A 24,176-nucleotide genomic window follows, 5' to 3' on the forward strand; every position below is an offset into this window, starting at 1 on the left:
GGCGCACTTCCACTACGTGGTGTTCGGCACGGTCGTCTTCGCGATGTTCGCCGGCTTCCACTTCTGGTGGCCGAAGTTCACCGGCAAGATGCTCGACGAACGGCTCGGGAAGATCACCTTCTGGACGCTGTTCGTCGGCTTCCACGGCACCTTCCTGGTCCAGCACTGGCTGGGGGCCGAGGGCATGCCGCGCCGGTACGTCGACTACCTCGAGGCCGACGGCTTCACCGCGCTGAACACGGTCTCCACGATCGCCTCGTTCCTGCTCGGCGCGTCGATGCTGCCGTTCTTCTACAACATCTGGAGGACGGCCAAGTACGGCGAGCCGGTCGGCGTCGACGACCCGTGGGGCTACGGCCGCTCGCTGGAGTGGGCGACCTCCTGCCCGCCGCCGCGGCACAACTTCCTCACCCTGCCGAAGGTCCGCAGCGAGTCCCCGGCGTTCGACCTGCACCACCCGGACGTCGCCGCGCTGGACGACAGCGAGAACCGTCCCCAGACCTCCGCGACCGTGGCCCCCGGCGACAAGCAGCGATGAGATCACGGCCCAGGACGTGGAGGAGCGTGTGAACCCCCGTCAGGACAGCGCCCGCGGTCTGAACCAGATCGAGGGCCACCTCCTGTGGGCCGCCGAGGTCGAGGAGGCCCGGCGGCAGGCCGCCCGGTTCGCCGAAGAACTGCCGTGGCTGACGACGGCGCAGCGCGAAGAGGTGGAACGCGTGTACCGGGCCGACCGGATCGCCGTCTCCCGGGCCACGCTGGTGCGGATCTGCGACCGGGCGGCCGAGCTGCGCACCGAGTACGAGGCCCGCTACCGGTGGCTGAGGGCGCGCTGCGTCGCCCTGGCGGCCGTGGCGGTGGTGAGCGGCGCGGGCACGGCGATCGCCGCGGTCCTCACCCGGGGGTGACACCCCGGCTCCGGGGTGGTCTCAGCCCAGTGCGGACACGACGAGCGCGGTCGTCGCCGCCGTCTCCGCGAGTCCGCCGAACACGTCGCCCGTGACCCCGCCGAAACGGCGGACACAGTGCCGCAGCAGCAGCTCGGCCACGGCGACGGCCGCCACCACCGCGAGCACGGCGCGCAGGACGTCGTACGCCCCCAGGAACGCGCCCCCGGCCGCCGCGAGCCCGGCGACCGCGAGCGCGGCGCCCACCGCGCCCGGCACCGGCACCACCCCCGCGACCGCCGCGCCCAGCCCCTGCGGCCGGGCCGGCGGCACACCGGCGCGGGCGGCCAGGGTGAGCGCCAGCCGCGCCACGACCGCCGAGACGACGGCGGCGAACGCGCCCCGCGCCCAGCCCTGGCCGTACGCCTGTGCCAGCGCGGCCACCTGGGCCAGCAGGACCAGGACGAGTGTGAGCACACCGAACGGACCGATGTCCGACTGCTTCATGATCCGCAGCGCGTCCTCGGCGGGCCTGGCGCTGCCGAGCCCGTCCGCGGTGTCGGCGAGCCCGTCGAGGTGCAGACCCCGGGTCAGGGCGGCCGGTACGGCGACGGTGGCGACGGCGGCGAGCAGCGCGCCCGCGCCCAGGAGCAGCAGGAGGAGCCCCGCGGCGGCGGCGAGGGCGCCGACCGCCGACCCGGCCGCCGGGGCGCACAGCATGCCCGCGCGCGCGGCCGGCCGGTCCCAGCGGGTGACCCGGACCGGGAGCGCGGTGAGGGTGCCGAAGGCGAAGCGGAGGCCGTCGGCGGGGGAGGCGGAGGAATCGGGGGAGGGTGCGGGCACCGGCGCAGATTACCCGGCGGTCGCCGGGGCGCCCGCGGCCGCCGTGGATAAAGTGCCCGTATGGGACATTGGCTGGACCGGAACATCATCGAGCCGGGCAAGCTTCCGCTGCTCCTCGCCCTCGCCGCCTTCGTCCTCACCTTCGTGGTCACCCGGACCATCACCCGTCTGATCCGGGCCGGGAAGGGGCCCTTCGGCAACGTCACGGCGGGGGAACTGCACATCCACCACGTCGTGCCCGGGGTCGTCCTCACGGTCGTCGGCGGCTTCGGCGCGGTGGCGAGCGGCGGGGAGGGGCTGGGCCCGGCCCTCGCCGCGGTGCTCTTCGGCATCGGCGCGGGGCTGGTCCTGGACGAGTTCGCGCTCATCCTGCACCTCGACGACGTGTACTGGACCGAGGCCGGCCGCAAGAGCGTCGAGGCGGTCGTGCTCACCGCCGCGCTGGTCGGCCTGCTGCTGGCGGGGTTCGCGCCGTTCGGCGTCAACGACCTGACCCAGGAGGAACTCCAGAACCGCGCGGGCGCCGCCGCGAGCGTGGGGGTGAACTTCCTGTTCGCGCTGATCGCCCTGAGCAAGGGCAAGGCGCGGGTCGCCGTCTTCGGCGTGGTCGTTCCGGTCGTCGCCGTGATCGGCTCGCTGCGGCTGGCCCGGCCGGGGTCGCCGTGGGACCGGCGCTTCTACCGCCGCCGCCCCCGCGCCCGGGCCCGGGCGATCCTGCGCGCCTACCACCACGACCGCCGCTGGTCCGGCCCCCGTCGGGCCCTCGGGAACTGGCTCGGCGGCACACCGGACCCGCCCCGCGCCCCCTGAAGGGGCGCGGGGCGCCCCGGCGGCGGGGTGAGGAGCCCTCCCCCCGCCGCCGGGGCTCACGCCTCTTCCGCGTCCGGGTCCGCTTCCTCTTCGGGGTGGAGGCTCATCGGACCGTAGATCTCCGTGGCGTCCTCCAGCAGCCGCACCTGGTCGGCGCCGCCCTCCGCGAGGGCCTTCCAGTGCTCCCCGATCCAGGACTCGGCGTCCCCCTGCGTGGGGAACTCCTCCGGCGGCACCGCGGGCTCGACCTGCGTCCCGTCGGCCTTCTCGAACCGCCACGTCCATGCCGCCATGTACGCCTCCCAAGAGTGTGATCACACCGGACCCAAAGCCTAGTCGGACGGGCAGCCGCCGTGGGGGCAGGTGAAAATCGGGGCGTGGAACTGACTCTGCTCGGCACCGGTGCCCCGGCGGGCCTGCCCCGCCCCGACTGTCCCTGCGCCGCGTGCGCGACCGCGCTCGGCGCGGACGCGCGGGCGGCCACCTCGCTGCTCGTGGACGGGGCGCTGCTGCTCGACCTCACGCCGGGCACCGTGTTCGCGGCCGCCCGCGCGGGCCGTTCGCTGGGCGACGTGCGCCAGGTGCTGCTGTCGCACCCGCACGACGGCCCCCCGGTCGAGGTGCCGGCCGGGCTGCCGCAGCCGGAACGGGTGCCGGACGGACGGGAGTCGACGCTGCTCACGGGGCATCGGGTGCGGGCGGTGGCGCTGGACGCGCCCGGCACCGGGTACGCGGTGACCGGCCCGGACGGGCAGCGGCTGCTGTACCTGCCGCCGGGCGGGGCGCCGGCCGGTCTCGAGGAGCGGGCCGATCCGTACGCCGTGGTGCTGCTGGACGTCGTGGGGCGGCCGGACGCGCTGGCGCGGCTGCGGGAGGCGGGGGCGGTGGGCCCGGCCACGGACGTCGTCGCCGTCCACCTGGACCACGACGTGCCGCCGGGCGCGGAGTCGCGGCGCCGGCTGGCGGCGGCCGGGGCGCGCGCCGTGCCGGACGGGACCACGCTGGAGGTGGGCGCCCGCGAGGACGTGCCCGAGGTGCCGCGCCGGACGCTGGTGCTGGGCGGGGCGCGCTCGGGCAAGTCGGTGGAGGCCGAGCGGCGGCTGGAGTCGTTCCCGGAGGTGCTGTACGTGGCGACCGGCGGGACGCGGGGCGGGGACACCGAGTGGGCGGCGCGGGTGTCGGCGCACCAGGAGCGGCGGCCGGGGTCGTGGCGGACCGTCGAGACGTGCGACCTGGCGCCGCTGTTGAAGGACGACGGGCCGCCGCTGCTGGTCGACTGCCTGTCGCTGTGGCTGACGGACGCGATGGACGCCGTGGGGGCGTGGGACGACGCGGAGTGGGCGGACGGCGGGGAACGGGCGCTGCGGGACCGGATGCGGGAGCTGACGGACGCGGTGCGCGGGACACGGCGGACGGTGGTCGCCGTGTCCAACGAGGTCGGCTCGGGCATCGTGCCCGCGACCGCGTCCGGCCGCCGGTACCGGGACGAACTCGGGCGGTTGAACGCGGCGTTCGCGCGGGAGTGCGAGCAGGTGCTGCTGGTGGTGGCGGGGCAGGCGGTCGTCCTGCGGGGCTGACCCGGGGCCGGGTCAGCGTTCCGGCTTGCGCGCGATGATCCGGTAGGCGTTGGCGAACGGGGTGCGGCGCACCACGGGGGCGAGGGCCAGGTCCGCGACCGCCGCGGCGACCACCAGCGGGGTGCCCGCGCGGAGCAGCACCGTGCGCAGGTGCTGCTGGAACGGGGTCGGCGGGACGGCACGCCAGGGGGTGTCCGGGGCGGGCAGCGCGTGGGAGAGGGCGAGGGCGGTCAGGCCGGCCAGGTCGTGCGGTACGTGCGCGGTGCGGTGCCCGGCGGTGACGAGGGCGCAGCCGCGCTCCTCGAGCTCCGCGCGGAGGTTGCGCGGGGGCAGCAGGTGCAGCCGGCGGGGCTGGTCGTAGGGCAGCCACCAGCGGCCGAACAGGGCGGCGAAGACGCAGCGCGGGTCCAGGCTCTCGATGAGCAGGTGGCCGCCGGGGCGCAGGGCGTCGAGGGCCGCGCGGAGTTCCGCGCGGGGGTCGGTGGTGTGTTCCAGGTGGTGCAGCAGGCTGACGACGTCGTAGCGGCCGGCCAGCCGGGCCGTGACCCGCGGATCGGTCAGCGGCCCGACGTGGGCCTCCTCGACGCGGCCGAGGTCGCGGGCCCGCTCGACGCGCGGGGTGAGGTCGGTGCCGTCGAAGGCGGTGTACGGGAAGAACTCCCGCGCGGTCAGCGGGAAGCGGCCGAGTCCGGTGCCGACGTCCAGCCAGCTCTCCGGTTCGCCGAAGGGGAGCATCGCGCGGGCCGCGCCCCGGCGGCGGTGCCGGACGGCGTGCAGGGCGAGGACGCGTTCGGTGGCGGGATCGCGGGGGGCGCCGCGCACGGTCCGCCGGTAGAAGGCGAGGCCCTCGGCGGTGAGGCGGGGGTTCTGGAAGGTGTGGCCGCAGTCCCGGCACTCGTCGACGGTGAACAGGCCCGGCCGGTGCCGGCGCAGGTCGCCCGTTCTCAGCCGGTTGCGCAGCCGCGCGGAGCCGCACCAGGGGCAGTCCGCGCGGCGCGGCTCGTGCACCCGGGCGGAGCCCTGGGGAGCGGGGATCGCACGGGCTGGGTCGGTTGCGGACACGGGCGGCTCCCGGCGTGAGGGCGTACGGCACCCGGGTGGCGCGACGTACGGGACGGCTGGGGACGAACGGACGGATGTACGGCGATACATGGCAAAACGTTACGGACGGGAAGGCGTCACGGGGTGGACCGGCACCGGGGCGGCGTGGTGGGGGCCGGCGACTTCTCGTGGGGGAGTGGGCGGGACGTCCGTTCGGCTCGTCCGGGTGAGGGGCCGCTCGTGGGCTCGCGGTGGCTCGAGCCGACTGGGACAGCGTGACCGGCGCGATCCGGGGCGCCGGTCACGGCGTCGGCGCGCGGGACCCCCGTTCCACCGGAGTGATGGTCCCGGGCCTCCCCGTCGCCGCCGGCCGCGGGGGCCTTCCGGGACCGGACCACGCGCGGGACACGTGTCGCCGCCCCGGGGCCGAGTACGCCGGAGACCTGGGGCGGGTCACCCGCGTCCTCGAGGCAGTGGGGGAGCGCCCGGGACCGTTCGGGGCGCGCGGCCGGGCGGACTCGCTTCCGCTCGGTCCGAAGGAACGACGAGGTCCCGCGCGCCCGGCCGACCGGTGCGCCGTCGTGTTCGACCGGGGCCGGTACTGTTCGGCGAATGAGCTCGCTTAATCTCGACGACTTCACCGATCTGATCGAGCGTCCGGACGGCGGGGTGCGCCGCGACGCGGAGGCGCGCCGGGAGCGCCGGATCGTGCCGCCCGGATCGCTGGGCCGCCTGGACGACCTGGGTGAGTGGCTGGCGGCGGCCCAGTCCGCGGTGCCGGTGCGGCCGATCGAACGGCCGCGGGTCGTGCTGTTCGCCGGCGATCACGGGATCGCCGGACTGGGTGTCTCCGCGCGGGCCGCGGGCAGCGCCGCGGAGCTGGTGCGGGACGTCCTGGAGGGCGGCCGTCCGGTGTCCGTGCTCGCCCGCCGGCAGGGGGTGCCGGTGCGGGTGGTCGACATGTCCCTGGACTGCGATCCCGAGACGCTGCCCGAGGACGTCGTACGGCACCGGGTACGGCGGGGCAGCGGGCGCATCGACGTCGAGGACGCGCTGACCCCTCAGGAAGCGGAGGCGGCGTTCCGCGCGGGGACGGCCGTGGCCGACGAGGAGGCCGACTCGGGTACGGATCTGGTGGTGCTCGGTGATGTGAGCGTGGGCGGGACCACGGCGGCGGGCGTGCTGGTGGCCGCGCTGTGCGGGACGGACGCGTCGGTGGTGACCGGGCGCGGGGGGCTGGCGATCGACGACCTGGCGTGGATGCGCAAGTGCGCGGCGATCCGTGACGCGTTGCGGCGGGCGCGGCCGGTGCTGGGCGATCAGCTGCGGCTGCTGGGGACGGTCGGCGGGGCCGATCTCACCGCGATGACGGGTTTCCTGCTGCAGGCGGCGGTGCGGAAGATGCCGGTCGTGCTGGACGGGGTGGTCACGGCGGCGTGTGCGCTGGTGGCGCAGCGGGTGGCGTTCCGGGCGCCGGACTGGTGGGTGGCGGCGCACGACAGCGGGGAGCCGGGGCAGGCGAAGGCGCTGGACCGGATGGCGCTGGATCCCGTGCTGTCGCACGGTGTCACGGTCGGGGAGGGGGTGGGCGGTCTGCTGGCGCTGCCCCTGGTCCAGGCGGCGGCGGCCCTGGCGGCGGAGCTCCCGGAGGCCCCGGCGAAGCCGGAGTGACGAAGCCCCGCCTGCCGTCACGACCCCGCGCCCCCTCAAGGGGCGCGGGGTCGTGACGACACGCGACTCCGTCGCGTGGGCGCGAAGGGGGTCCGGGAGCGGAGCCCCGGGACGGGAAGGGGCGGGGCGGGAAAAGGCCGGGCGCCGGGCCCTCAGCCCCGGACCCCGCACAGGTGCAGCAGCGCCGCCACTCCCCGGTAGGGGTCCGTACGGCCGGCCCGGTCCTCGACCGCGAGCAGGGCGTCGAGGTCGTCCGGAAACACCGCGTCCGCCGCCGCCGTGTCCGTGAAGACCCGCACCCCGTACCACGTGTGCAACGGCGCCCCGATCCCCGCGAGCGTCGACGTCAGCCTCTTCAGCCCGTACGCCGTCGTGCAGAAGCCCGCCAGCGCCCCGGCCCAGTCGCCGGACAGACCGGCCCGCATCGCCGGCGCGTCCCCGTTGCGCACCAGCAGGGACAACAGGCCCCCGGGCGCGAGCATCCGTGCCATCCCCGCCAGCAGCGCGTCCGGCTCCTCGACGTCCATGAGCACGCCATGACACAACACGACGTCGAAGCTGCCCGGCAGGAAGTGCACACCGGTGTCCCCGGCGTGGCCCTCGATGATCCGCATCCGCTCCCGGATGCCCTCCGGCTCCCCGGCGAACGCCTCCCGCGCGGCGGAGATCATCGTCGCGTCCTGCTCGACGCCGGTCACCTGGTGACCGGCCCGGGCCAGCCGCAGCGCCTGCGTCCCTCGGCCCATGCCCACGTCGAGCACCCGCAGGCGCCGCCCGACCGGGAAGCGCCCGACGATCTGCTCCTCCAGCTGGCGGGCCACCAGCTCCTCCCGGACGACGTCGCGCAGACCGCCGGGCCCGCTCGGCAGACCCGGGGCCGCGCCGTCCGTGAACGGCGTGGCGCTCAGGGCCGCTCCCCGCGCTTGACCTGGGGCTTGGGCAGCCGCAGCCGGCGCATCTGGAGCGAGCGCATCAGCGCGTAGGCCACCGCACCGCGCCGGTTGTCGTCGGGGAAGCGCTCCGCCAGCCGCTTCTTCAACCGGAAGCCGGTCACGATCGAGTCGAGGACGATCATCACGATCACCACGAGCCACAGCAGCAGCGCGACGTTCTGCAGCTGCGGCACCTGGATCATGCTCAGCACCAGGATGATCACGGCCATCGGCAGGAAGTACTCCGCGATGTTGAACCGCGAGTCCACGAAATCACGCGCGAACCGGCGCACCGGCCCCTTGTCCCGGGCGGGCAGATAGCGCTCGTCGCCGCTGGCCAGCGCCTGGCGCTGACGCTCCAGCGCGGCACGGCGCTCCTCACGCTGCCGCTTGGCGGCCTCCTTGCGCGTCATCGACGTATGGGCGACGCTGCGACGCTGCGACTGGGCCACGCTCCGCTTGGGCGTGGGGCGGCCCTTCGGGGCCTCCGGATGACGGGTCTGATGGGAGCCGGTCACCGTCGCCTTGTCGGCGAGCGGTGCCTTCTCTTCCTTGGCGCGGCTACGGAACACAAAACCCAAGGGTACGGGGTGCCCGGGGTTGGACCCCAGCCCCCTGGGGAACGATCCGGCAACACCGGACGTCTCCCAAAGGACAGAGGGGACGTCGTACGGGGCTCCGGGTGGTCCGTCCGTCCGGCCGGCCTCGGGGATCACTCTCCTCCCTGCGCCGGAGCGGGAGGATGCCCGGTCGTCCTTGGGGATGAGCGCATCCGTCCCCGAACAGTGCGGTAATGGATGCGGGGCCCGTACTGTGGGTTCTGTCGCAGGTGCTGGAGCCGGATCGGTCAGAAGGGGGCGCGCGAAGCCCATGAGCGGTGTCATGAAGCGTATGGGGATGATCTTCCGCGCGAAGGCGAACAAGGCCCTGGACAGGGCCGAGGACCCGCGCGAGACCCTCGATTACTCGTACCAGAAGCAGCTGGAGCTGCTCCAGAAGGTCCGTCGCGGTGTCGCCGACGTGGCCACCTCGCGCAAGCGCCTGGAGCTCCAGCTCAACCAACTGCAGTCCCAGTGGGGCAAGCTGGAGGACCAGGGCCGCAAGGCGCTCGCGCTGGGCCGTGAGGACCTGGCGCGCGAGGCCCTCTCCCGCCGCGCCGCGCTCCAGCAGCAGGTGACGGACCTGGAGACGCAGCACGCCACGCTGCAGGGCGAGGAGGAGAAGCTCACCCTCGCGGCCCAGCGCCTCCAGGCCAAGGTGGACGCCTTCCGCACCAAGAAGGAGACCATCAAGGCCACCTACACCGCGGCCCAGGCCCAGACCCGGATCGGCGAGGCCTTCTCCGGCATCTCCGAGGAGATGGGCGACGTCGGCCTGGCCATCCAGCGGGCCGAGGACAAGACCGCCCAGCTCCAGGCGAGGGCCGGCGCGATCGACGAACTGCTCGCCTCCGGCGCCCTGGACGACCAGTCCGGCATGCACAAGGACGACATCCAGGCCGAGCTGGACCGGCTCTCCGGTGGTACGGATGTAGAGCTGGAACTGCAGCGCATGAAGGCCGAGCTGGCCGGAGGCCCGTCCGGCGGGCAGCAGGCCATCGAGGGCGGCACCGGTCAGCAGCAGCCCCAGCAGCAGTCGCAGGACACCCCGCGCTTCGACAAGCAGTAGCCCACGCCGAGGAGGGCGACATGATCGTACGGATCATGGGGGAGGGGCAGGTGAGGCTGGCCGAGAGCCGGCTCGCCGAGCTGGACCAGCTGGACGAGGAACTGCTCGCCGAGATGGAGAACGGCGACGGGCCGGGCTTCCGCGCGACCTTGAAGGCGCTGCTGGCCAAGGTCCACGAGCTCGGCGAGCCCCTGCCGGACGACTCCCTGGAGCCCTCCGACCTGATCCTCCCGTCCCCCGACGCGTCGCTCGAGGAGGTCCAGGACCTCCTGAGCGACGACGGCCTGATCCCGGGAACGACATAACCGCGGGCAGTCGTGCCGCAGGGGCGGCACGGGTGGGCGATGGGGGTCCCCCCGCTCGAGCGGAGCCGAGAGTGGGGGAGGCACCCCGCGAACGCCGGGCTGCGCCACCCCACCCGGGCCGGAGCACCCCCGGTCGCCACCCGGGCCGGAGCACCCCCGGCCGCCATCCGCCCGGCCGCCGGCCTCCGGCTACCGTAAACAGCCGTGAGCACCCTGACCCGCGCCCGGTGCCGCGCACGGGCACACCCCTTCGCACTGGACGCGGCCCTGGCCGCAGGCGTCCTCGTGTGCATGGTGGCCGGCTCCTTCGTCGAGCCGCACGGCCCCGAGGGCGTCAGATGGGGGCTGCGCACACCCGACCCGCTCAGCCTCGTCCTCATGGCCCTCGGCGCCACCGCGCTGGTCCTCCGCCGCCGCGCCCCCCGCACCGTGCTCGCCCTCGCCGGCGGCGCCTCCGTCGTGGAGTCCGTCACCGGGGACCCCCGCGCCCCCGTCGCCATGTGCGCCGTGGTCGCGCTCTACACCGTCGCCTCCACCACCGACCGCCCCACCACCTGGCGGATCGGCCTGCTCACCATGACCGTCCTCACCGGCGTGGCGATGGCGGTCGGCCCGCTGCCCTGGTACGCCCAGGAGAACCTGGCGATCTTCGCCTGGACCGGCATCGGCGCCACCGCCGGGGACGCCGTCCGCAGCCGCCGCGCCTTCGTCCAGGCCATCCGGGAGCGCGCCGAACGGGCCGAGCGCACCCGCGAGGAGGAGGCCCGCCGCCGCGTCGCCGAGGAGCGCCTGCGCATCGCCCGCGATCTGCACGACGTGGTCGCCCACCACATCGCCCTGGTCAACGTCCAGGCCGGAGTGGCCGCCCACGTCATGGACAAGCGGCCCGACCAGGCCAAGGAGGCCCTCGCCCACGTCCGCGAGGCCAGCCGCTCCGCGCTGGGCGAGCTGCGGGCCACCGTCGGCCTGCTGCGCCAGTCCGGTGACCCGGAGGCCCCCACCGAACCCGCGCCCGGCCTCGACCGCCTCGACGAACTCGCCGGCACCTTCCGCAGCGCCGGACTGCGCGTCGAGGTCGCCCGCGGCGACGAGGGCGCCGGCCTGCCCGCCGCCGTCGACCTGGCCGCGTACCGGATCGTCCAGGAGGCCCTGACCAACGTGCGGAAGCACGCCGGCGCCGACGCGCGGGCCGAGGTCAGCGTCGTACGCGTCGGACCCCACATCGAGATCACCGTCCTCGACGACGGCGCCGGCGGGGACCTCGACCACGCCCCCGGCGGCGGGCACGGGCTGCTCGGCATGCGCGAGCGCGTCACCGCGCTGCGCGGCACCCTCACCACCGGCCCCCGCTACGGCGGCGGTTTCCGCGTCCATGCGATCCTGCCCGTCGAGCCCCGCACGTCCGCGCCCCAGGACAACAGCCCGTGACCATCGCCCCGTTGGAGTCCGTATGACGATCCGTGTCCTGCTCGCCGACGACCAGGCACTGCTGCGCAGCGCCTTCCGGGTGCTCGTCGACTCCGAGCCGGACATGGAGGTGGTGGGCGAGGCGTCCGACGGCGCGGAGGCGGTCCGGCTGGCCCGGGAGGAGCGCGCCGACGTCGTCCTCATGGACATCCGGATGCCCGGCACCGACGGACTCGCCGCCACCCGCATGATCAGCGCGGACCCGGAACTCGCGGGGGTCCGGGTGGTGATACTGACGACCTTCGAGGTCGACGACTACGTGGTGCAGTCGCTGCGGGCCGGCGCCTCCGGTTTCCTCGGCAAGGGCTCCGAACCGGACGAGATGCTGAACGCCGTCCGGATCGCCGCCGAGGGGGAGGCGCTGCTGTCCCCGGCGGCCACCAAGGGCCTGATCGCCCGTTTCCTCGCCCAGGAGGGCCCGTCCGGAGGGGACCACGACCCGGCCCGCGCCGAGCGACTGGACTCGCTGACCGGGCGCGAGCGCGAGGTGCTGGTCCAGGTGGCCGGCGGGCACTCCAACGACGAGATCGCCGAACGCCTGGAGGTCAGTCCGCTGACCGTGAAGACCCACGTCAACCGGGCCATGGCCAAGCTGGGCGCCCGCGACCGGGCCCAGCTGGTGGTCATCGCCTACGAGTCGGGGCTGGTCCGTCCGAGGGTGGAGTGAGCCCCGCGGGGCGTACTGCGGCGGGAGTAGGCGCCGCATGAGGGATGGGACCTCGGGCCTACGGATCGGCCCCCGTCGATGCCCCAGGGTGTAGAGCGGGCGCCCACTCGCGCGCGTCCGCTCTTCGGACTTCTGCCGATCCACGGAAAAGAGACCCTGACCATGTCCTGGCTGTCCAGATTCAGCCTCGCGCAACGGGCGCTGATCGGACTGATGTCGATCATCGCGCTCGTCTTCGGGGCGATCGCGATACCCCAGCTCAAGCAGCAGCTGCTGCCGACCATCGAACTGCCCATGGTGTCCGTGATCGCCCCCTACCAGGGCGCGTCCCCGGACGTGGTGGAGAAGCAGGTCGTCGAACCCATCGAGGACAGCCTGGAGGCCGTCGACGGCATCTCCGGCGTCACCTCGACGGCGAGCGAGGGCAACGCCGTGATCATGGCGTCCTTCGACTACGGCAACGACACCCAGCAGCTCGTCGCCGACGTCCAGCAGGCCGTCAACCGGGCCGGCGCCTTCCTCCCGGAGGACGTCGACCCGCAGGTCGTCGCCGGCTCCACGGACGACATCCCGGCCGTGGTGCTCGCCGTCACCTCCGGCAAGGACCAGCAGGCGCTCGCCGACCAGCTCGACCGGACCGTGGTGCCCGCGCTGGAGGGCATCGACGGCGTCGGCCAGGTCACCGTGGACGGCGTGCGCGACGTCCAGGTCACCGTCACCCCCGACGACGCGAAGCTGGCGAAGGCCGGGCTCACCGCCCAGTCGCTCTCCGCGGCCCTCCAGGCCGGCGGGGCGACCGTCCCGGCGGGCTCCTTCGACGAGGACGGCGCCAACCGCACCGTCCAGGTCGGCGGCGGCTTCACCTCGCTGAAGCAGATCGAGGACCTGAGGGTCGCCGGCGAGCCGGGCAAGGGGAAGCCGGTCCGCCTCGGGGACGTCGCCACGGTGAAGGAGGAGGAGGCCAGGGCCGACTCCCTCACCCGCACCAACGGCAGGCCCAGCCTCGCGGTGATGGCGACCATGGACCACGACGGCAGCGCGGTCGCCATCTCGGAGGCGGTCGAGGAGAAGCTGCCCGGCCTGCGCCAGGACCTCGGTGAGGGCGCCACCCTCACCGTCGTCAGCGATCAGGGTCCAGCGGTCTCCCAGGCCATCGAGGGCCTGACCACCGAGGGCGCCCTCGGTCTGCTCTTCGCCGTCCTGGTGATCCTGGTCTTCCTGGCGTCGGTCCGCTCGACCCTCGTCACGGCGGTCTCCATCCCGCTGTCCGTGGTCCTCGCCCTGATCGTGCTGTGGACGCGCGACCTGTCGCTGAACATGCTGACGCTGGGCGCGCTGACCATCGCCATCGGCCGGGTCGTGGACGACTCGATCGTGGTCCTGGAGAACATCAAGCGGCACCTCGGCTACGGCGAGGAGCGCCAGTCGGCGATCATGAACGCGGTGCGCGAGGTGGCGGGCGCGGTGACGTCCTCGACGCTCACCACGGTCGCCGTGTTCCTGCCGATCGGCCTGGTCGGCGGCATGGTGGGCGAGCTGTTCGGCTCCTTCAGCCTCACCGTCACGGCGGCGCTGCTGGCGTCCCTGCTGGTGTCGCTGACGGTCGTGCCCGTCCTGTCGTACTGGTTCCTGCGGGCCCCGAAGGGCACCCCGGAGGACGCCGAGGAGGCGCGCAGGATCGCCGAGGAGAAGGAGGCCAGCAGCCGCCTCCAGCGTCTCTACGTCCCCGTGCTGCGCTTCGCCACCCGGCGCAGGCTGACCAGCGTGGCCATCGCGCTCGTCGTCCTGGTCGTCACCTTCGCCATGGCGCCGCTGCTGAAGACCAACTTCTTCGACGCGGGCGAGCAGCAGGTGCTCACCGTCCGGCAGGAGCTGAAGCCCGGCACCGGTCTGGCCGCGACCGACGCCCAGGCGCGGAAGGTCGAGAAGCTGCTCGGCGACACCGAGGGCGTCAAGGACTACCAGGTGACCATCGGCTCGTCCGGCTGGATGGCGGCCTTCGGCGGCGGTACGGACACCAACCAGGCGACGTACCAGGTGATGCTGGAGGACGACGCGTCCTCCGAGGACGTGACGGACAGCCTGGAGAAGGGCCTCGGCGGACTCGACGGCATCGGCACCACCACCATCGCGGCCGGTGACGGCTTCGGCAGCCAGGACCTGAGCGTCGTCGTCAAGGCGGCCGACGCTCAGGCGCTGCGCAAGGCGGCGGACCAGGTCCGGGACGCGGTGGCCTCCCTGGACGACGTCACGGACGTCACCAGCGACCTGGCGCAGAGCGTGCCCCGGGTCTCGGTGAAGGCCGACGACAAGGCCGCCGCGGCCGGTTTCACCGACCAGACCCTCGGCGCGGCCGTCACGCAGGCGGTGAGGGGCACCCCGGCCGCCAAGGCGGTCCTCGACGACACCGAGCGCGACGTCGTCATCCGCTCGGCCCAGCCGGCCACCACCCTGGACGAGCTGAGGAATCTGCGCCTGGGCCCGGTGAAGCTGGGCGACATCGCCACCGTCGAGCTGGTGGACGGCCCCGTCTCCATGACCCGGATCGACGGCCAGCGCTCGGCCACCGTCACCGCGAAGCCGGTCGGTGACGACACCGGCGCCGTGGGCAAGGACCTCCAGAAGAAGATCGACGAGCTGAAGCTGCCCGCGGGCGCGACGGCCGAGATCGGCGGTGTGACCCAGGACCAGGAAGAGGCACAGCTCAACCTGGCCCTGGCGATGCTGGCCGCGATCGCGATCGTCTTCATGCTGCTGGTCGGCACCTTCCGGTCGCTCGTCCAGCCGCTGATCCTGCTGGTGTCCGTCCCGTTCGCGGCGACCGGCGCCATCGGCCTGCTGCTGGTCACGGGCACCCCGATGGGCATCCCGGCGATGATCGGCATGCTGATGCTGATCGGCATCGTGGTCACCAACGCGATCGTGCTGATCGACCTGATCAACCAGTACCGCAGGCAGGGCCACGGCGTCGTCGAGGCCGTGCTGGAGGGCGGCCGCCACCGTCTGCGGCCGATCCTGATGACGGCCCTGGCGACCGTCTTCGCCCTGCTCCCGATGGCGCTGGGCGTCACCGGCGAGGGCGGCTTCATCGCCCAGCCGCTGGCCGTGGTGGTGATCGGCGGTCTGATCACGTCGACCCTGCTCACCCTGCTGCTGGTCCCGACGCTCTACACGATGCTGGAGCTCGGCAAGGAGCGCCGCGCGAAGAAGCGGGCGGCGAGGAAGGACGCGGCGGCGCAGGAGCCGGAGGCTTCGAAGGAGCCCGCCCCGGCGCAGGTCTGACGCCCCTGGGACGACGGAGGCCCCCGCCCGGCACCGGAAGGCGCCGGGCGGGGGCCTCCGCCATGCCGTGCCCCGCGGGGGCGGCCCGTCTACGGAAGGGCCAGCATCCGCTCCAGCGCCAGCTTCGCGAACGCCTCCGTCTCCTTGTCCACCTCGATGCGGTTGACCAGGTTGCCCTCGGCGAGCGATTCCAGCGCCCACACCAGGTGCGGGAGGTCGATGCGGTTCATCGTGGAGCAGAAGCAGACCGTCTTGTCGAGGAAGACGATCTCCTTGCCCTCGGGCGCGAAACGGTTCGCCAGACGCCGTACGAGGTTGAGCTCGGTGCCGATGGCCCACTTGGAGCCGGCCGGGGCCGCCTCCAGCGTCTTGATGATGTACTCCGTCGAGCCGACGTGGTCCGCGGCGGCCACGACCTCGTGCCGGCACTCGGGGTGGACCAGGACGTTCACGCCGGGGATGCGCTCGCGCACGTCATTGACCGAGTCCAGGCTGAACCGGCCGTGCACCGAGCAGTGGCCGCGCCACAGGATCATCTTCGCGGCGCGCAGCTCGTCCGCCGTCAGCCCGCCGTTCGGCTTGTGCGGGTTGTAGACGACGCAGTCCTCCAGGGACATCCCCATGTCCCGCACCGCCGTGTTGCGGCCCAGGTGCTGGTCGGGGAGGAAGAGGACCTTCTCCCCCTGCTCGAAGGCCCAGTCCAGGGCCCGCCTGGCGTTGGAGGAGGTGCAGATGGTGCCGCCGTGCCTGCCCGTGAAGGCCTTGATGTCGGCGGAGGAGTTCATGTACGAGACGGGGACGACCTGCTCGGCCACCCCGGCCTCGGTCAGCACGTCCCAGCACTCGGCCACCTGCTCGGCGGTGGCCATGTCGGCCATGGAGCAGCCGGCCGCGAGGTCGGGCAGGACCACCTTCTGGTCGTCACCGGTGAGGATGTCCGCGGACTCGGCCATGAAGTGCACACCGCAGAAGACGATGTACTCGGCCTGCGGGCGCGCGGCGGCGTCGCGGGCCAGCTTGAAGGAGTCGCCCGTGACGTCGGCGAACTGGATGACCTCGTCGCGCTGGTAGTGGTGGCCGAGCACGAAGACCTTGTCCCCGAGCTTCTCCTTGGCGGCGCGGGCGCGCTCCACCAGGTCCGGGTCGGACGGCGACGGGAGGTCACCGGGACACTCCACACCGCGCTCGCTCCTCGGGTCGGCCTCACGGCCGAGCAGCAGCAGGGCGAGGGGCGTCGGCTGGACGTCGAGCTCCTGGGTCTGGGCGGTGGTCACGACACGCACCCTTTCTGTTCTGGCGACTTCTCGTCGAAATGACGTTATCTATCATAACCGGTTCACGTCACTTTGACGACGGCCATAGCGTCCGTGTGACGTGAATCCCGATGGGCGCCGGTCCCTCCCCGACGAGGCCCCACCGCAGCCGGTTTCCGCTCCGCACGGCGTGTGCGAGCATGAGGAGGGAGGCGAGGAAGACACGCGCCCGGCCCGGAATGAATCCGCGGTCCCGCCGGTTGCAACCGTCGGCAAGCAGTCTCCGTACAACCCGGGAGAGATGTAGATGTCCGTATCGGACGAGACCAGCACCGTCACCGACGGCATCGTCCTGACCGACGCCGCCGCGTCCAAGGTCAAGGCCCTGCTCGACCAGGAAGGCCGTGACGACCTCGCCCTGCGTGTCGCCGTCCAGCCCGGCGGCTGCTCCGGCCTGCGCTACCAGCTCTTCTTCGACGAGCGCTCGCTCGACGGCGACGTGGAGAAGGACTTCGGCGGTGTGAAGGTCGTCACCGACCGCATGAGCGCCCCGTACCTGGGCGGCGCCACCATCGACTTCGTCGACACCATCGAGAAGCAGGGCTTCACGATCGACAACCCCAACGCCACCGGCTCCTGCGCCTGCGGCGACTCCTTCAGCTGAGCCGGGCCCCGTCCCGGGCGGCACATGACGAAGGCGGCGGCCCCCTCCGAGGGGGCCGCCGCCTTCGGGTTTCCCCGCGCCCGGGCTACCGGGTGGGCGGCGCCGGCAGCCGGGCCCCGTCCTTGTGCAGCGGAACCGGCTCGCCGTCCGTGCCCACGACCTCGCGGTCGCCGAGCGGCGCGTCCAGCCGCACCGTCTGCCGGTACTGCCTGGCGATCAGGATGCACACCTCGTCCGGCCAGGGCGTCTCGGTCACCCGTACCGTCACCCGGCCGCCGTCCGCACGCGCCGTCGCCTCGTAGTCGGCGCACACGCCGCCCGTGAAGACCACGGTCAGCTCGGCGCCCTCGGCGGTGTAGCCCTCGACGTCGACCTCGCGGGTGGACGGCGCCGCGGTCGGTTCGTCACCGGGCTTCGTGGGCCGCGGGCTCGCCTCCCCGGCCCCCGTCCGCGGAGCGAGGAACTCCGGGTCGACCGCCGGATACGTCACCGTGAAGGTCTCCTCCGTCCCCCGGGGGCGCACCTCGAACAACCAGGACGGTACGAGGGCCGGCCGCCCGTCCACGGAGTGCGAGGCCAGTCCGAACACCGCGTCGTCGACCGTGACGGTGTCGCCCTTCGGGTCCGTCGCCGGGGCGCACGGCTCCCGCTGCCCGTCCTCCGGCGTCACCGGGCCGGCGCAGCCGCCGGTTCCCGCGCCCGGGCCGGCGCCCGGCGCCGCGTTCATCAGCTCCAGCGCGTCGGCCGCGCTCACCACGGGGTAGACGTCCCCCTTCACGGGCTCCACGAGCCGGCCGTCGCCGCCGACCACCTCGCCCCGGGCGCCGACGACCACGCCGGTCGTCCAGCCGTACGTCGGCAGCCCGCCGACCTCGGGGTCGGCGTTCACCACGCGCCTGCCGCCCATGACCTGGCTCGCGTCGAGCTTCGCGTCGTCCTGGCCCACCGCCTTCAGCACGGGCGCGGCGGCCTTCCTCGCGGCGGACTCGTCCACGACCGGACCGCCCGCGGCCGGAGCCGAACACGTCGCCCCCTTGCAGTTGTCGGTGCCCGGGGTGTTCCGGCTGAACGTCCAGGCGCCGGGAGCCTCCCGGTCCACCCGCAGCGTGGGACCGGAACCGTCCTTGCCGCCGATCCGCCAGGACCCGCCCTCCGCGACCGGCTCGCCCTCCAGTCCCAGGGCCTTCGCCAGCGTGACCACCCGGTCCTCGGTGACCTGCCCCCGGACGCGGTACACCGGCGCCGAACCGGGACCGTCCGGGAGCGGGCCGGCGGCGCGGTAGACGGCGCCGTAGGGGTTGGGCTCGCCGGGGGCGATCCCGTTCGCGGGATCCTCGGAGTGGCCGTCCAGGGCGAGCGGCGGGGGAGAGGCGTCCCCGTTCGCCCCCGGAACCGCACCGCTCCCGGAACCCCCGGAGGCGCCGGCGGCGAGGTAGGCCCCGCCGCCCCCGGCCAGCAGCACGGCGGCGGCGACGGAGGCGATCAGCAGGGGCGGACGCCGCCGCGCCGGCCCGTCGGCGTGTTCCTCCCGGGAGGACGGACCGTCGGCACGGTGTCCCCCGACAACGATCTCCCCCGCGCCGGACTCCGGTTGGTCCTCCGGTGTCTCCCCGGCGCGGGTACCGGTGTCCGCCTCGGGCTTCGAGGCCCCGGTTCCGGAGGCGCCGGCGTCGGGCGCGTCGTCGACCGGCCGTGCCGTGCCCGGCTCGGGTGCGGCGGGCTCCCGCCGCTCCGGGGCACCCGTCTCCCCGTCATGGTCCGAAGCGCCCCCGGTGTCGCGCGTGCCGCCGGGAGCGGGGCGCGCCTCGGCGTCGTCGTTGTCGGGTCGCTCGGTGTTCACCGCATCGCTCCTTCGGCTGCGCAGCTGTCCCGGAAGGACCCTTCCCGGCCGCACCGGGACTGCTCGTGGGTCGTATCCCGCATCCCCTTCACGGGGGACGGCGATGGGACGCAGCGGGGGAGCGCGCGGTTCCCCGGGAGCGCCGGACCGGCCGGCGCCGGCTCAGTCGCCGTACTCCGACATCGCGTCCAGCAGCCGCGCCGACCCGGGCGGCACGGTCACGCCGTGGATCGAGGACGGAGGGACCGGCCGGGCGGCCACCCGGTCGGGGACCGCCCAGTGAGGGCTCATCCGGGCGCAGTCGCCGCGCAGCGACGCCAGGCCGCCTTCGAGGTCTGCCGGGGCGGGGGCGTGGACCCTGAGGTTCGTCATGTCCGCACCGTACGCACGGCGAAGGTCACGAAGAAAGATCTACTATCGGGTAGTTTCACCTGCTTCTGCGGACTCCTCCCAGCGGGTAGCGTGAGGTGTCAACCCGCCTCCCTCAGGAGAATCCACGCCGTGCGCATCGCAGTCACCGGCTCCATCGCCACCGACCATCTCATGACCTTCCCCGGCCGCTTCGCCGACCAGTTCGTCGCGGACCAGCTGCACACGGTCTCGTTGTCCTTCCTGGTCGACAACCTCGACGTGCGCAGGGGCGGCGTGGGCGCGAACATCGCCTTCGGGATGGGCCAGCTCGGCACCCGCCCGATCCTCGTCGGGGCCGCCGGCTTCGACTTCGACGAGTACCGGGCCTGGCTGGACCGGCACGGCGTCGACACCGAGTCCGTCCGCATCTCCGACACCCTGCACACCGCCCGCTTCGTGTGCACCACGGACGCCGACCACAACCAGATCGGCTCCTTCTACACGGGCGCGATGAGCGAGGCCCGCCTCATCGAGCTGAAGACCGTCGCCGACCGGGTGGGCGGCCTCGACCTGGTCTCCATCGGCGCCGACGACCCGGAGGGCATGCTCCGGCACACCGAGGAGTGCCGCTCCCGGGGCATCCCGTTCGCCGCCGACTTCTCCCAGCAGATCGCCCGGATGAACGGCGAGGAGATCCGGATACTGCTGGACGGGGCGACCTACCTCTTCTCCAACGAGTACGAGAAGGGGCTCATCGAGACGAAGACCGGCTGGAGCGACGCGGAGATCCTCGGCCGGGTCGGCCACCGGGTCACCACCCTCGGCGCGCGAGGCGTCCGCATCGAGCAGGCCGGCGGGGAGACGATCGAGGTCGGGTGCCCCGACGAGGAGCGCAAGGCCGATCCGACGGGCGTCGGCGACGCCTTCCGCGCCGGGTTCCTGTCGGGGCTGGCGTGGGGGGTCCCGCTGGAGCGGGCGGCGCAGGTGGGCTGCATGCTGGCGACGCTCGTCATCGAGACGGTCGGCACCCAGGAGTACCAGCTGCGCCGGGGACACTTCATGGAGCGCTTCACGAAGGCGTACGGGGACGAGGCGGCGGAAGAGGTCCGGGAGCACCTGGGCTGAGCCCGCCGGGTGCGGCCGGACGGGGGAGCCGGCCGCACCCGCACGGGGAGCCGCACGGGTGCGCAGCCCCGCACCCCCGGGGCGGGTCAGCCGGTCCGGCGGACCACGTAGGCCGTTCCCCGCTCCGCCGGTTCCTCCCCCACGTACTCCTGACCGCGCATCTCGCACCAGGCCGGGATGTCCAGGCGGGCGGCCTCGTCGTCGGCCAGGACACGGACCGTGCCGCCCGGGGGGACGTCCCCGATGACCTTGGCCAGTTCGATGACCGGGATCGGGCAGCGACGGCCCAGGGCGTCCACCACCAGGACCTCGTCCTTCTCCTCCGTCGGGGCGGGGCCGGCGGCCACCGGCGCGCCGAGCTTCTCCCGCACCCCCGACACCACCTCCGGCAGGACGGACAGGAAGCGCTCGACGTCCTCCGCCCGCGTCCCGGGCGGCAGCGAGAGGCGGATGTTGCCCTCGCTGAGCACGCCCATCGCCCTCAGCACATGACTCGGCGTCAGCGTGCTGCTGGTGCAGGACGACCCGGACGACACGGAGAAACCGGCCCGGTCCAGCTCGTGCAGCAGCGTCTCCCCGTCGACATAGAGACAGGAGAAGGTGACGATCCCGGGCAGCCGCCGCTCCGGGTCCCCGACCACCTCCACGTCCGGCACCAGCCGCGGCACCCGCGCCCGGATCCGCTCCGTCAGTTCCCGCAGCCGTACCGCCTCCTCGGCGGCCTCCGCCCGCACCGCCCGCAGCGAAGCCGCCGCCGCCACGATCGCCGGCAGGTTCTCGAACCCGGCCGCCCGCCCCGACTCCCGTTCGTCCCGCGGCCCCTGGGGCGCGAACCGCACCCCTTTGCGCACGACGAGCAGCCCGGCCCCCGGCGGACCGCCCCACTTGTGGGCGCTCGCCGCGAGCAGCGACCAGTCGCCCTCCACCGGCCCCCACCCCAGCGACTGGGCCGCGTCCACCAGCAGCGGCACCCCCGCCGCCCGGCACACCTCGGCGACGCCGGCCACCGGCTGCACGGTCCCCACCTCGTGGTTGGCCGACTGCAGACAGGCCAGCGCGGTGTCCGGCCGCAGGGCGTCCGCGTACCCGGACGGGCTCACCGCACCCGTACGGTCCACCGCGACCTCGGTGACCGCCCCTCCGCCGGCCTGGTGAACTTCCGCCGCATGGAGTACAGAAGAGTGCTCGACGGCTGACACGATCAGGTGATGGCCCGCGCGCCGCCGCCCGGCCAGCGCCCCCGCGATCCCCGAGTGCACCGCCGAGGTCCCGGACGAGGTGAACACCAACTCGTCCGGCCGGCACCCCACCGCCTCCGCGGCCGCCTCCCGCGCCGCGTCCAGCAGCAGCCGCGCCCGCCGGCCCTCCCGGTACAACCGCGCCGGATCCGCCCACCCCTCGTCGAGAGAGGCCGTCAGGGCCTGCCGGGCGACGGGATGAAGAGGAGCACCGGAAGCTGCATCGAAGTAGGACACACGGCAACGCTAAACCCCCCGGGCGCGGGGCCGTCCTCCCCGCGCGGCTCCGCCGCGCGGGCGCGACCGGCGACGACGGAGCGGCAGCCGCGGGACGGCCCCCACCCCCGGGCGGTGAGGCGCTCGGTGTAACCCGCGGCGCGTACGGCACCCCTCCTCGCGACCCCTCGGAGAGCGTCGGCTAGGGTTTGGTCCGCATAAACATCCAAACCCCTGCCCGACGCAGGGCGGCGACCGACCAGCGAGAAGGCAGGCCGCAGCCAATCCGCGCGGGCGAGACTCTCGGGAAGGCGCTACGTGAGTCCCAACGGCTCCGACCGCTCGCCGCGGCGCCCGATGCGGCGGAAGCTGCTGCAGGCACTGACCGCGGGCCTGGTCCTGGCGACCGCCACCGGTTGCACATGGGAGGACTTCCCCCGCCTTGGTATGCCCACCCCCACCACGGAAGAGGCTCCGCGGATCCTCTCGCTGTGGCAGGGGTCCTGGGCTGCCGCGCTCGCTATCGGCGTGCTGGTGTGGGGCCTGATCCTGTGGAGTGCTTTCTTCCACCGGCGCAGCCGCACCAAGGTGGAGGTCCCTCCGCAGACCCGGTACAACATGCCCATCGAGGCGCTGTACACGGTGGTTCCGCTCATCATCGTCTCGGTGTTCTTCTACTTCACCGCGCGCGACGAATCCGAACTGCTGAAGCTCGAGAAGAAGCCCGACGTCACCGTCAACGTGGTCGGCTTCCAGTGGAGCTGGTGCTTCAACTACGTCGAGAACGTCGAGGGTTCCACGGGCGACGCCAAGACGTCCAAGGAACTCCAGTCGGTCCCGGAACGCTACAAGAGCGCCTTCCCGGCCGACGCCGGCGGTGTCTACGACTGCGGTGTCCCCGGCACCCGGAACCCGCAGACCAACAACCCGGGCCCCACCCTGTGGCTGCCCGAGGGCAAGCGGGTCCGCTTCGTGCTGACCTCGCGCGACGTCATCCACTCCTTCTGGGTGGTGCCGTTCCTGATGAAGCAGGACGTCATCCCGGGCCACCCCAACGCCTTCGAGGTGACCCCCAACCGTGAGGGCACCTTCCTGGGCAAGTGCGCCGAGCTCTGCGGCGTCGACCACTCCCGGATGCTGTTCAACGTGAAGGTCGTCTCCCCCGAGCGTTACGAGCAGCACCTGAAGGACCTCGTGAAGAAGGGGCAGACCGGTTACGTGCCCGCCGGCATCGACCAGACGGAGCACGAGAAGAACCGGGAGGCGAACATCCTGTGAGCATCCTCAACGAATCCCAGGGTGCCGCGGCAGCAGGCTCCCACTACGAGGACGAGCTGCCGGTCAGGCGCCAGAGCCGTGGCAGCCTCGTCATCAAGTGGCTGACGACCACGGACCACAAGACGATCGGCACGCTGTACCTGGTGACGTCGTTCGTCTTCTTCGTCATCGGTGGCGTGATGGCGCTCGTCATGCGCGCCGAGCTGGCCCGGCCGGGTCTGCAGATCGTCTCGAACGAGCAGTTCAACCAGGCGTTCACGATGCACGGCACGATCATGCTGCTGATGTTCGCGACGCCGCTGTTCGCCGGTTTCGCCAACTGGATCATGCCGCTGCAGATCGGCGCGCCCGACGTGGCGTTCCCGCGGCACATGTTCGCCTACTGGCTGTACCTGTTCGGCTCGCTGATCGCGGTGGGCGGTTTCCTCACGCCGGACGGGGCGGCCGACTTCGGCTGGTTCGCCTACTCGCCGCTGTCGGACGCGGTCCGCTCGCCGGGCATCGGCGCCGACATGTGGATCATGGGTCTGGCCTTCTCCGGCTTCGGCACCATCCTCGGCTCGGTCAACTTCATCACCACGATCATCTGTATGCGCGCGCCCGGCATGACGATGTTCCGCATGCCGATCTTCACCTGGAACGTGCTGCTGACCGGTGTGCTGGTCCTGCTGGCCTTCCCGGTGCTGGCGGCGGCGCTGTTCGCCCTGGAGGCGGACCGCAAGTTCGGCAGTCACATCTTCGACTCGGCCAACGGCGGGGCGCTGTTGTGGCAACACCTGTTCTGGTTCTTCGGCCATCCCGAGGTGTACATCATCGCGCTGCCGTTCTTCGGCATCGTCTCCGAGATCATCCCGGTCTTCTCCCGTAAGCCGATGTTCGGCTACATGGGCCTGATCGGCGCGACCATCGCGATCGCGGGTCTGTCGGTGACGGTGTGGGCGCACCACATGTACGTCACGGGCGGTGTGCTGCTGCCGTTCTTCTCCTTCATGACGTTCCTGATCGCGGTGCCCACCGGTGTGAAGTTCTTCAACTGGATCGGCACCATGTGGAAGGGCTCG

The 24,176-nt window shown here is 73.2% G+C and carries 23 protein-coding genes; 14 read left to right on the top strand and 9 right to left on the bottom strand.

All coding sequences use genetic code 11. The features are described 5' to 3' along the window. A partial coding sequence (locus ADK41_RS33795; RefSeq protein WP_030836849.1) for a cbb3-type cytochrome c oxidase subunit I occupies positions 1–538 on the top strand: 538 nt, incomplete at its 5' end. A 28-nt stretch (positions 539–566) separates the two neighbouring features. Then, complete coding sequence (locus ADK41_RS33800) at positions 567–908, top strand: hypothetical protein (protein WP_030836852.1); 342 nt, start codon at positions 567–569, stop codon at positions 906–908. A 21-nt stretch (positions 909–929) separates the two neighbouring features. Here the strand turns inward: ADK41_RS33800 and ADK41_RS33805 are convergent, their stop codons facing one another. Further along, entirely contained in the window at positions 930–1,730 is an 801-nt protein-coding gene (locus tag ADK41_RS33805) for an adenosylcobinamide-GDP ribazoletransferase (protein ID WP_030836855.1), read from the bottom strand. 60 nt (positions 1,731–1,790) lie between these two features. Here ADK41_RS33805 and ADK41_RS33810 point away from each other — a divergent pair, with 60 nt between their 5' ends. Beyond that, positions 1,791–2,540 (top strand): hypothetical protein, encoded by a 750-nt coding sequence (locus ADK41_RS33810; protein ID WP_030836858.1) that lies wholly within the window; start codon positions 1,791–1,793, stop codon positions 2,538–2,540. Positions 2,541–2,596: 56 nt separating this feature from the next. Here ADK41_RS33810 and ADK41_RS33815 read toward each other — a convergent pair whose 3' ends face one another. Beyond that, positions 2,597–2,833, bottom strand: coding sequence for a hypothetical protein (locus ADK41_RS33815; protein WP_030836860.1), 237 nt, complete (start codon positions 2,831–2,833; stop codon positions 2,597–2,599). 84 nt (positions 2,834–2,917) lie between these two features. Between ADK41_RS33815 and ADK41_RS33820 the strand changes: the two genes are divergently transcribed. Continuing rightward, complete coding sequence (locus ADK41_RS33820; RefSeq protein WP_030836863.1) at positions 2,918–4,117, top strand: bifunctional adenosylcobinamide kinase/adenosylcobinamide-phosphate guanylyltransferase; 1,200 nt, start codon at positions 2,918–2,920, stop codon at positions 4,115–4,117. A gap of 12 nt (positions 4,118–4,129) precedes the next feature. Here ADK41_RS33820 and ADK41_RS33825 read toward each other — a convergent pair whose 3' ends face one another. Then, positions 4,130–5,179, bottom strand: coding sequence for a class I SAM-dependent methyltransferase (locus ADK41_RS33825; protein ID WP_030836866.1), 1,050 nt, complete (start codon positions 5,177–5,179; stop codon positions 4,130–4,132). Positions 5,180–5,770: 591 nt separating this feature from the next. Here ADK41_RS33825 and cobT point away from each other — a divergent pair. Further along, entirely contained in the window at positions 5,771–6,829 is a 1,059-nt protein-coding gene (gene cobT / locus ADK41_RS33835; RefSeq protein ID WP_030836872.1) for a nicotinate-nucleotide--dimethylbenzimidazole phosphoribosyltransferase, read from the top strand. A 152-nt stretch (positions 6,830–6,981) separates the two neighbouring features. Here cobT and ADK41_RS33840 read toward each other — a convergent pair whose 3' ends face one another. Both ADK41_RS33840 and ADK41_RS33845 read right to left on the bottom strand, forming a co-directional pair. Beyond that, positions 6,982–7,650, bottom strand: a complete 669-nt coding sequence (locus ADK41_RS33840) for a methyltransferase domain-containing protein (RefSeq protein WP_030836875.1) — start codon at positions 7,648–7,650, stop codon at positions 6,982–6,984. Between the two features lie 83 nt (positions 7,651–7,733). After that, the gene (locus tag ADK41_RS33845; RefSeq protein ID WP_078662234.1) at positions 7,734–8,372 is read right to left on the bottom strand and encodes a DUF3043 domain-containing protein; all 639 of its coding nucleotides are present in this window, start codon (positions 8,370–8,372) and stop codon (positions 7,734–7,736) included. 280 nt (positions 8,373–8,652) lie between these two features. Here ADK41_RS33845 and ADK41_RS33850 point away from each other — a divergent pair, with 280 nt between their 5' ends. The 5 genes from ADK41_RS33850 (at position 8,653) to ADK41_RS33870 (ending at position 15,150) form a co-directional block, all read left to right on the top strand. After that, a complete protein-coding gene (locus ADK41_RS33850) occupies positions 8,653–9,429 on the top strand; it encodes a PspA/IM30 family protein (RefSeq protein WP_078662233.1) in 777 nt (258 codons plus the stop codon). Between the two features lie 20 nt (positions 9,430–9,449). Further along, a complete protein-coding gene (pspAA, locus tag ADK41_RS33855; RefSeq protein WP_030836883.1) occupies positions 9,450–9,734 on the top strand; it encodes a PspA-associated protein PspAA in 285 nt (94 codons plus the stop codon). Positions 9,735–9,938: 204 nt separating this feature from the next. After that, positions 9,939–11,162: a sensor histidine kinase gene (locus ADK41_RS33860; protein WP_030836886.1), complete on the top strand. Its 1,224-nt coding sequence runs from the start codon at positions 9,939–9,941 to the stop codon at positions 11,160–11,162. 22 nt (positions 11,163–11,184) lie between these two features. Next, on the top strand, positions 11,185–11,868 hold the full coding sequence (locus ADK41_RS33865) for a response regulator (protein ID WP_030836889.1): 684 nt from the start codon (positions 11,185–11,187) through the stop codon (positions 11,866–11,868). A gap of 162 nt (positions 11,869–12,030) precedes the next feature. Then, positions 12,031–15,150, top strand: a complete 3,120-nt coding sequence (locus ADK41_RS33870; RefSeq protein WP_030836892.1) for an efflux RND transporter permease subunit — start codon at positions 12,031–12,033, stop codon at positions 15,148–15,150. 89 nt (positions 15,151–15,239) lie between these two features. Here the strand turns inward: ADK41_RS33870 and nadA are convergent, their stop codons facing one another. Further along, a complete protein-coding gene (nadA, locus tag ADK41_RS33875) occupies positions 15,240–16,424 on the bottom strand; it encodes a quinolinate synthase NadA (protein WP_030836893.1) in 1,185 nt (394 codons plus the stop codon). 286 nt (positions 16,425–16,710) lie between these two features. On the opposite strand from nadA, the gene ADK41_RS33880 reads away from it, so the two are divergent. Then, positions 16,711–17,067, top strand: a complete 357-nt coding sequence (locus ADK41_RS33880; protein WP_004001854.1) for a HesB/IscA family protein — start codon at positions 16,711–16,713, stop codon at positions 17,065–17,067. Positions 17,068–17,152: 85 nt separating this feature from the next. Here ADK41_RS33880 and ADK41_RS33885 read toward each other — a convergent pair whose 3' ends face one another. Then, a complete protein-coding gene (locus ADK41_RS33885) occupies positions 17,153–18,907 on the bottom strand; it encodes a hypothetical protein (protein WP_037805330.1) in 1,755 nt (584 codons plus the stop codon). Between the two features lie 162 nt (positions 18,908–19,069). Then, a complete protein-coding gene (locus tag ADK41_RS33890; RefSeq protein WP_030836899.1) occupies positions 19,070–19,279 on the bottom strand; it encodes a hypothetical protein in 210 nt (69 codons plus the stop codon). Between the two features lie 129 nt (positions 19,280–19,408). Between ADK41_RS33890 and ADK41_RS33895 the strand changes: the two genes are divergently transcribed. Next, on the top strand, positions 19,409–20,383 hold the full coding sequence (locus ADK41_RS33895) for a carbohydrate kinase family protein (protein ID WP_030836901.1): 975 nt from the start codon (positions 19,409–19,411) through the stop codon (positions 20,381–20,383). A gap of 86 nt (positions 20,384–20,469) precedes the next feature. Here ADK41_RS33895 and ADK41_RS33900 read toward each other — a convergent pair whose 3' ends face one another. Further along, on the bottom strand, positions 20,470–21,858 hold the full coding sequence (locus ADK41_RS33900) for a cysteine desulfurase/sulfurtransferase TusA family protein (protein ID WP_030836903.1): 1,389 nt from the start codon (positions 21,856–21,858) through the stop codon (positions 20,470–20,472). A 297-nt stretch (positions 21,859–22,155) separates the two neighbouring features. On the opposite strand from ADK41_RS33900, the gene ctaC reads away from it, so the two are divergent. Further along, the gene (ctaC, locus tag ADK41_RS33905; protein ID WP_030836906.1) at positions 22,156–23,115 is read left to right on the top strand and encodes an aa3-type cytochrome oxidase subunit II; all 960 of its coding nucleotides are present in this window, start codon (positions 22,156–22,158) and stop codon (positions 23,113–23,115) included. Then, a partial coding sequence (locus ADK41_RS33910; protein ID WP_209438659.1) for a cytochrome c oxidase subunit I occupies positions 23,112–24,176 on the top strand: 1,065 nt, incomplete at its 3' end. The genes ctaC and ADK41_RS33910, both read left to right, overlap by 4 nt.

The sequence above is a fragment of the Streptomyces caelestis genome, from assembly GCF_001279005.1.
Taxonomy (GTDB): domain Bacteria; phylum Actinomycetota; class Actinomycetes; order Streptomycetales; family Streptomycetaceae; genus Streptomyces; species Streptomyces heliomycini.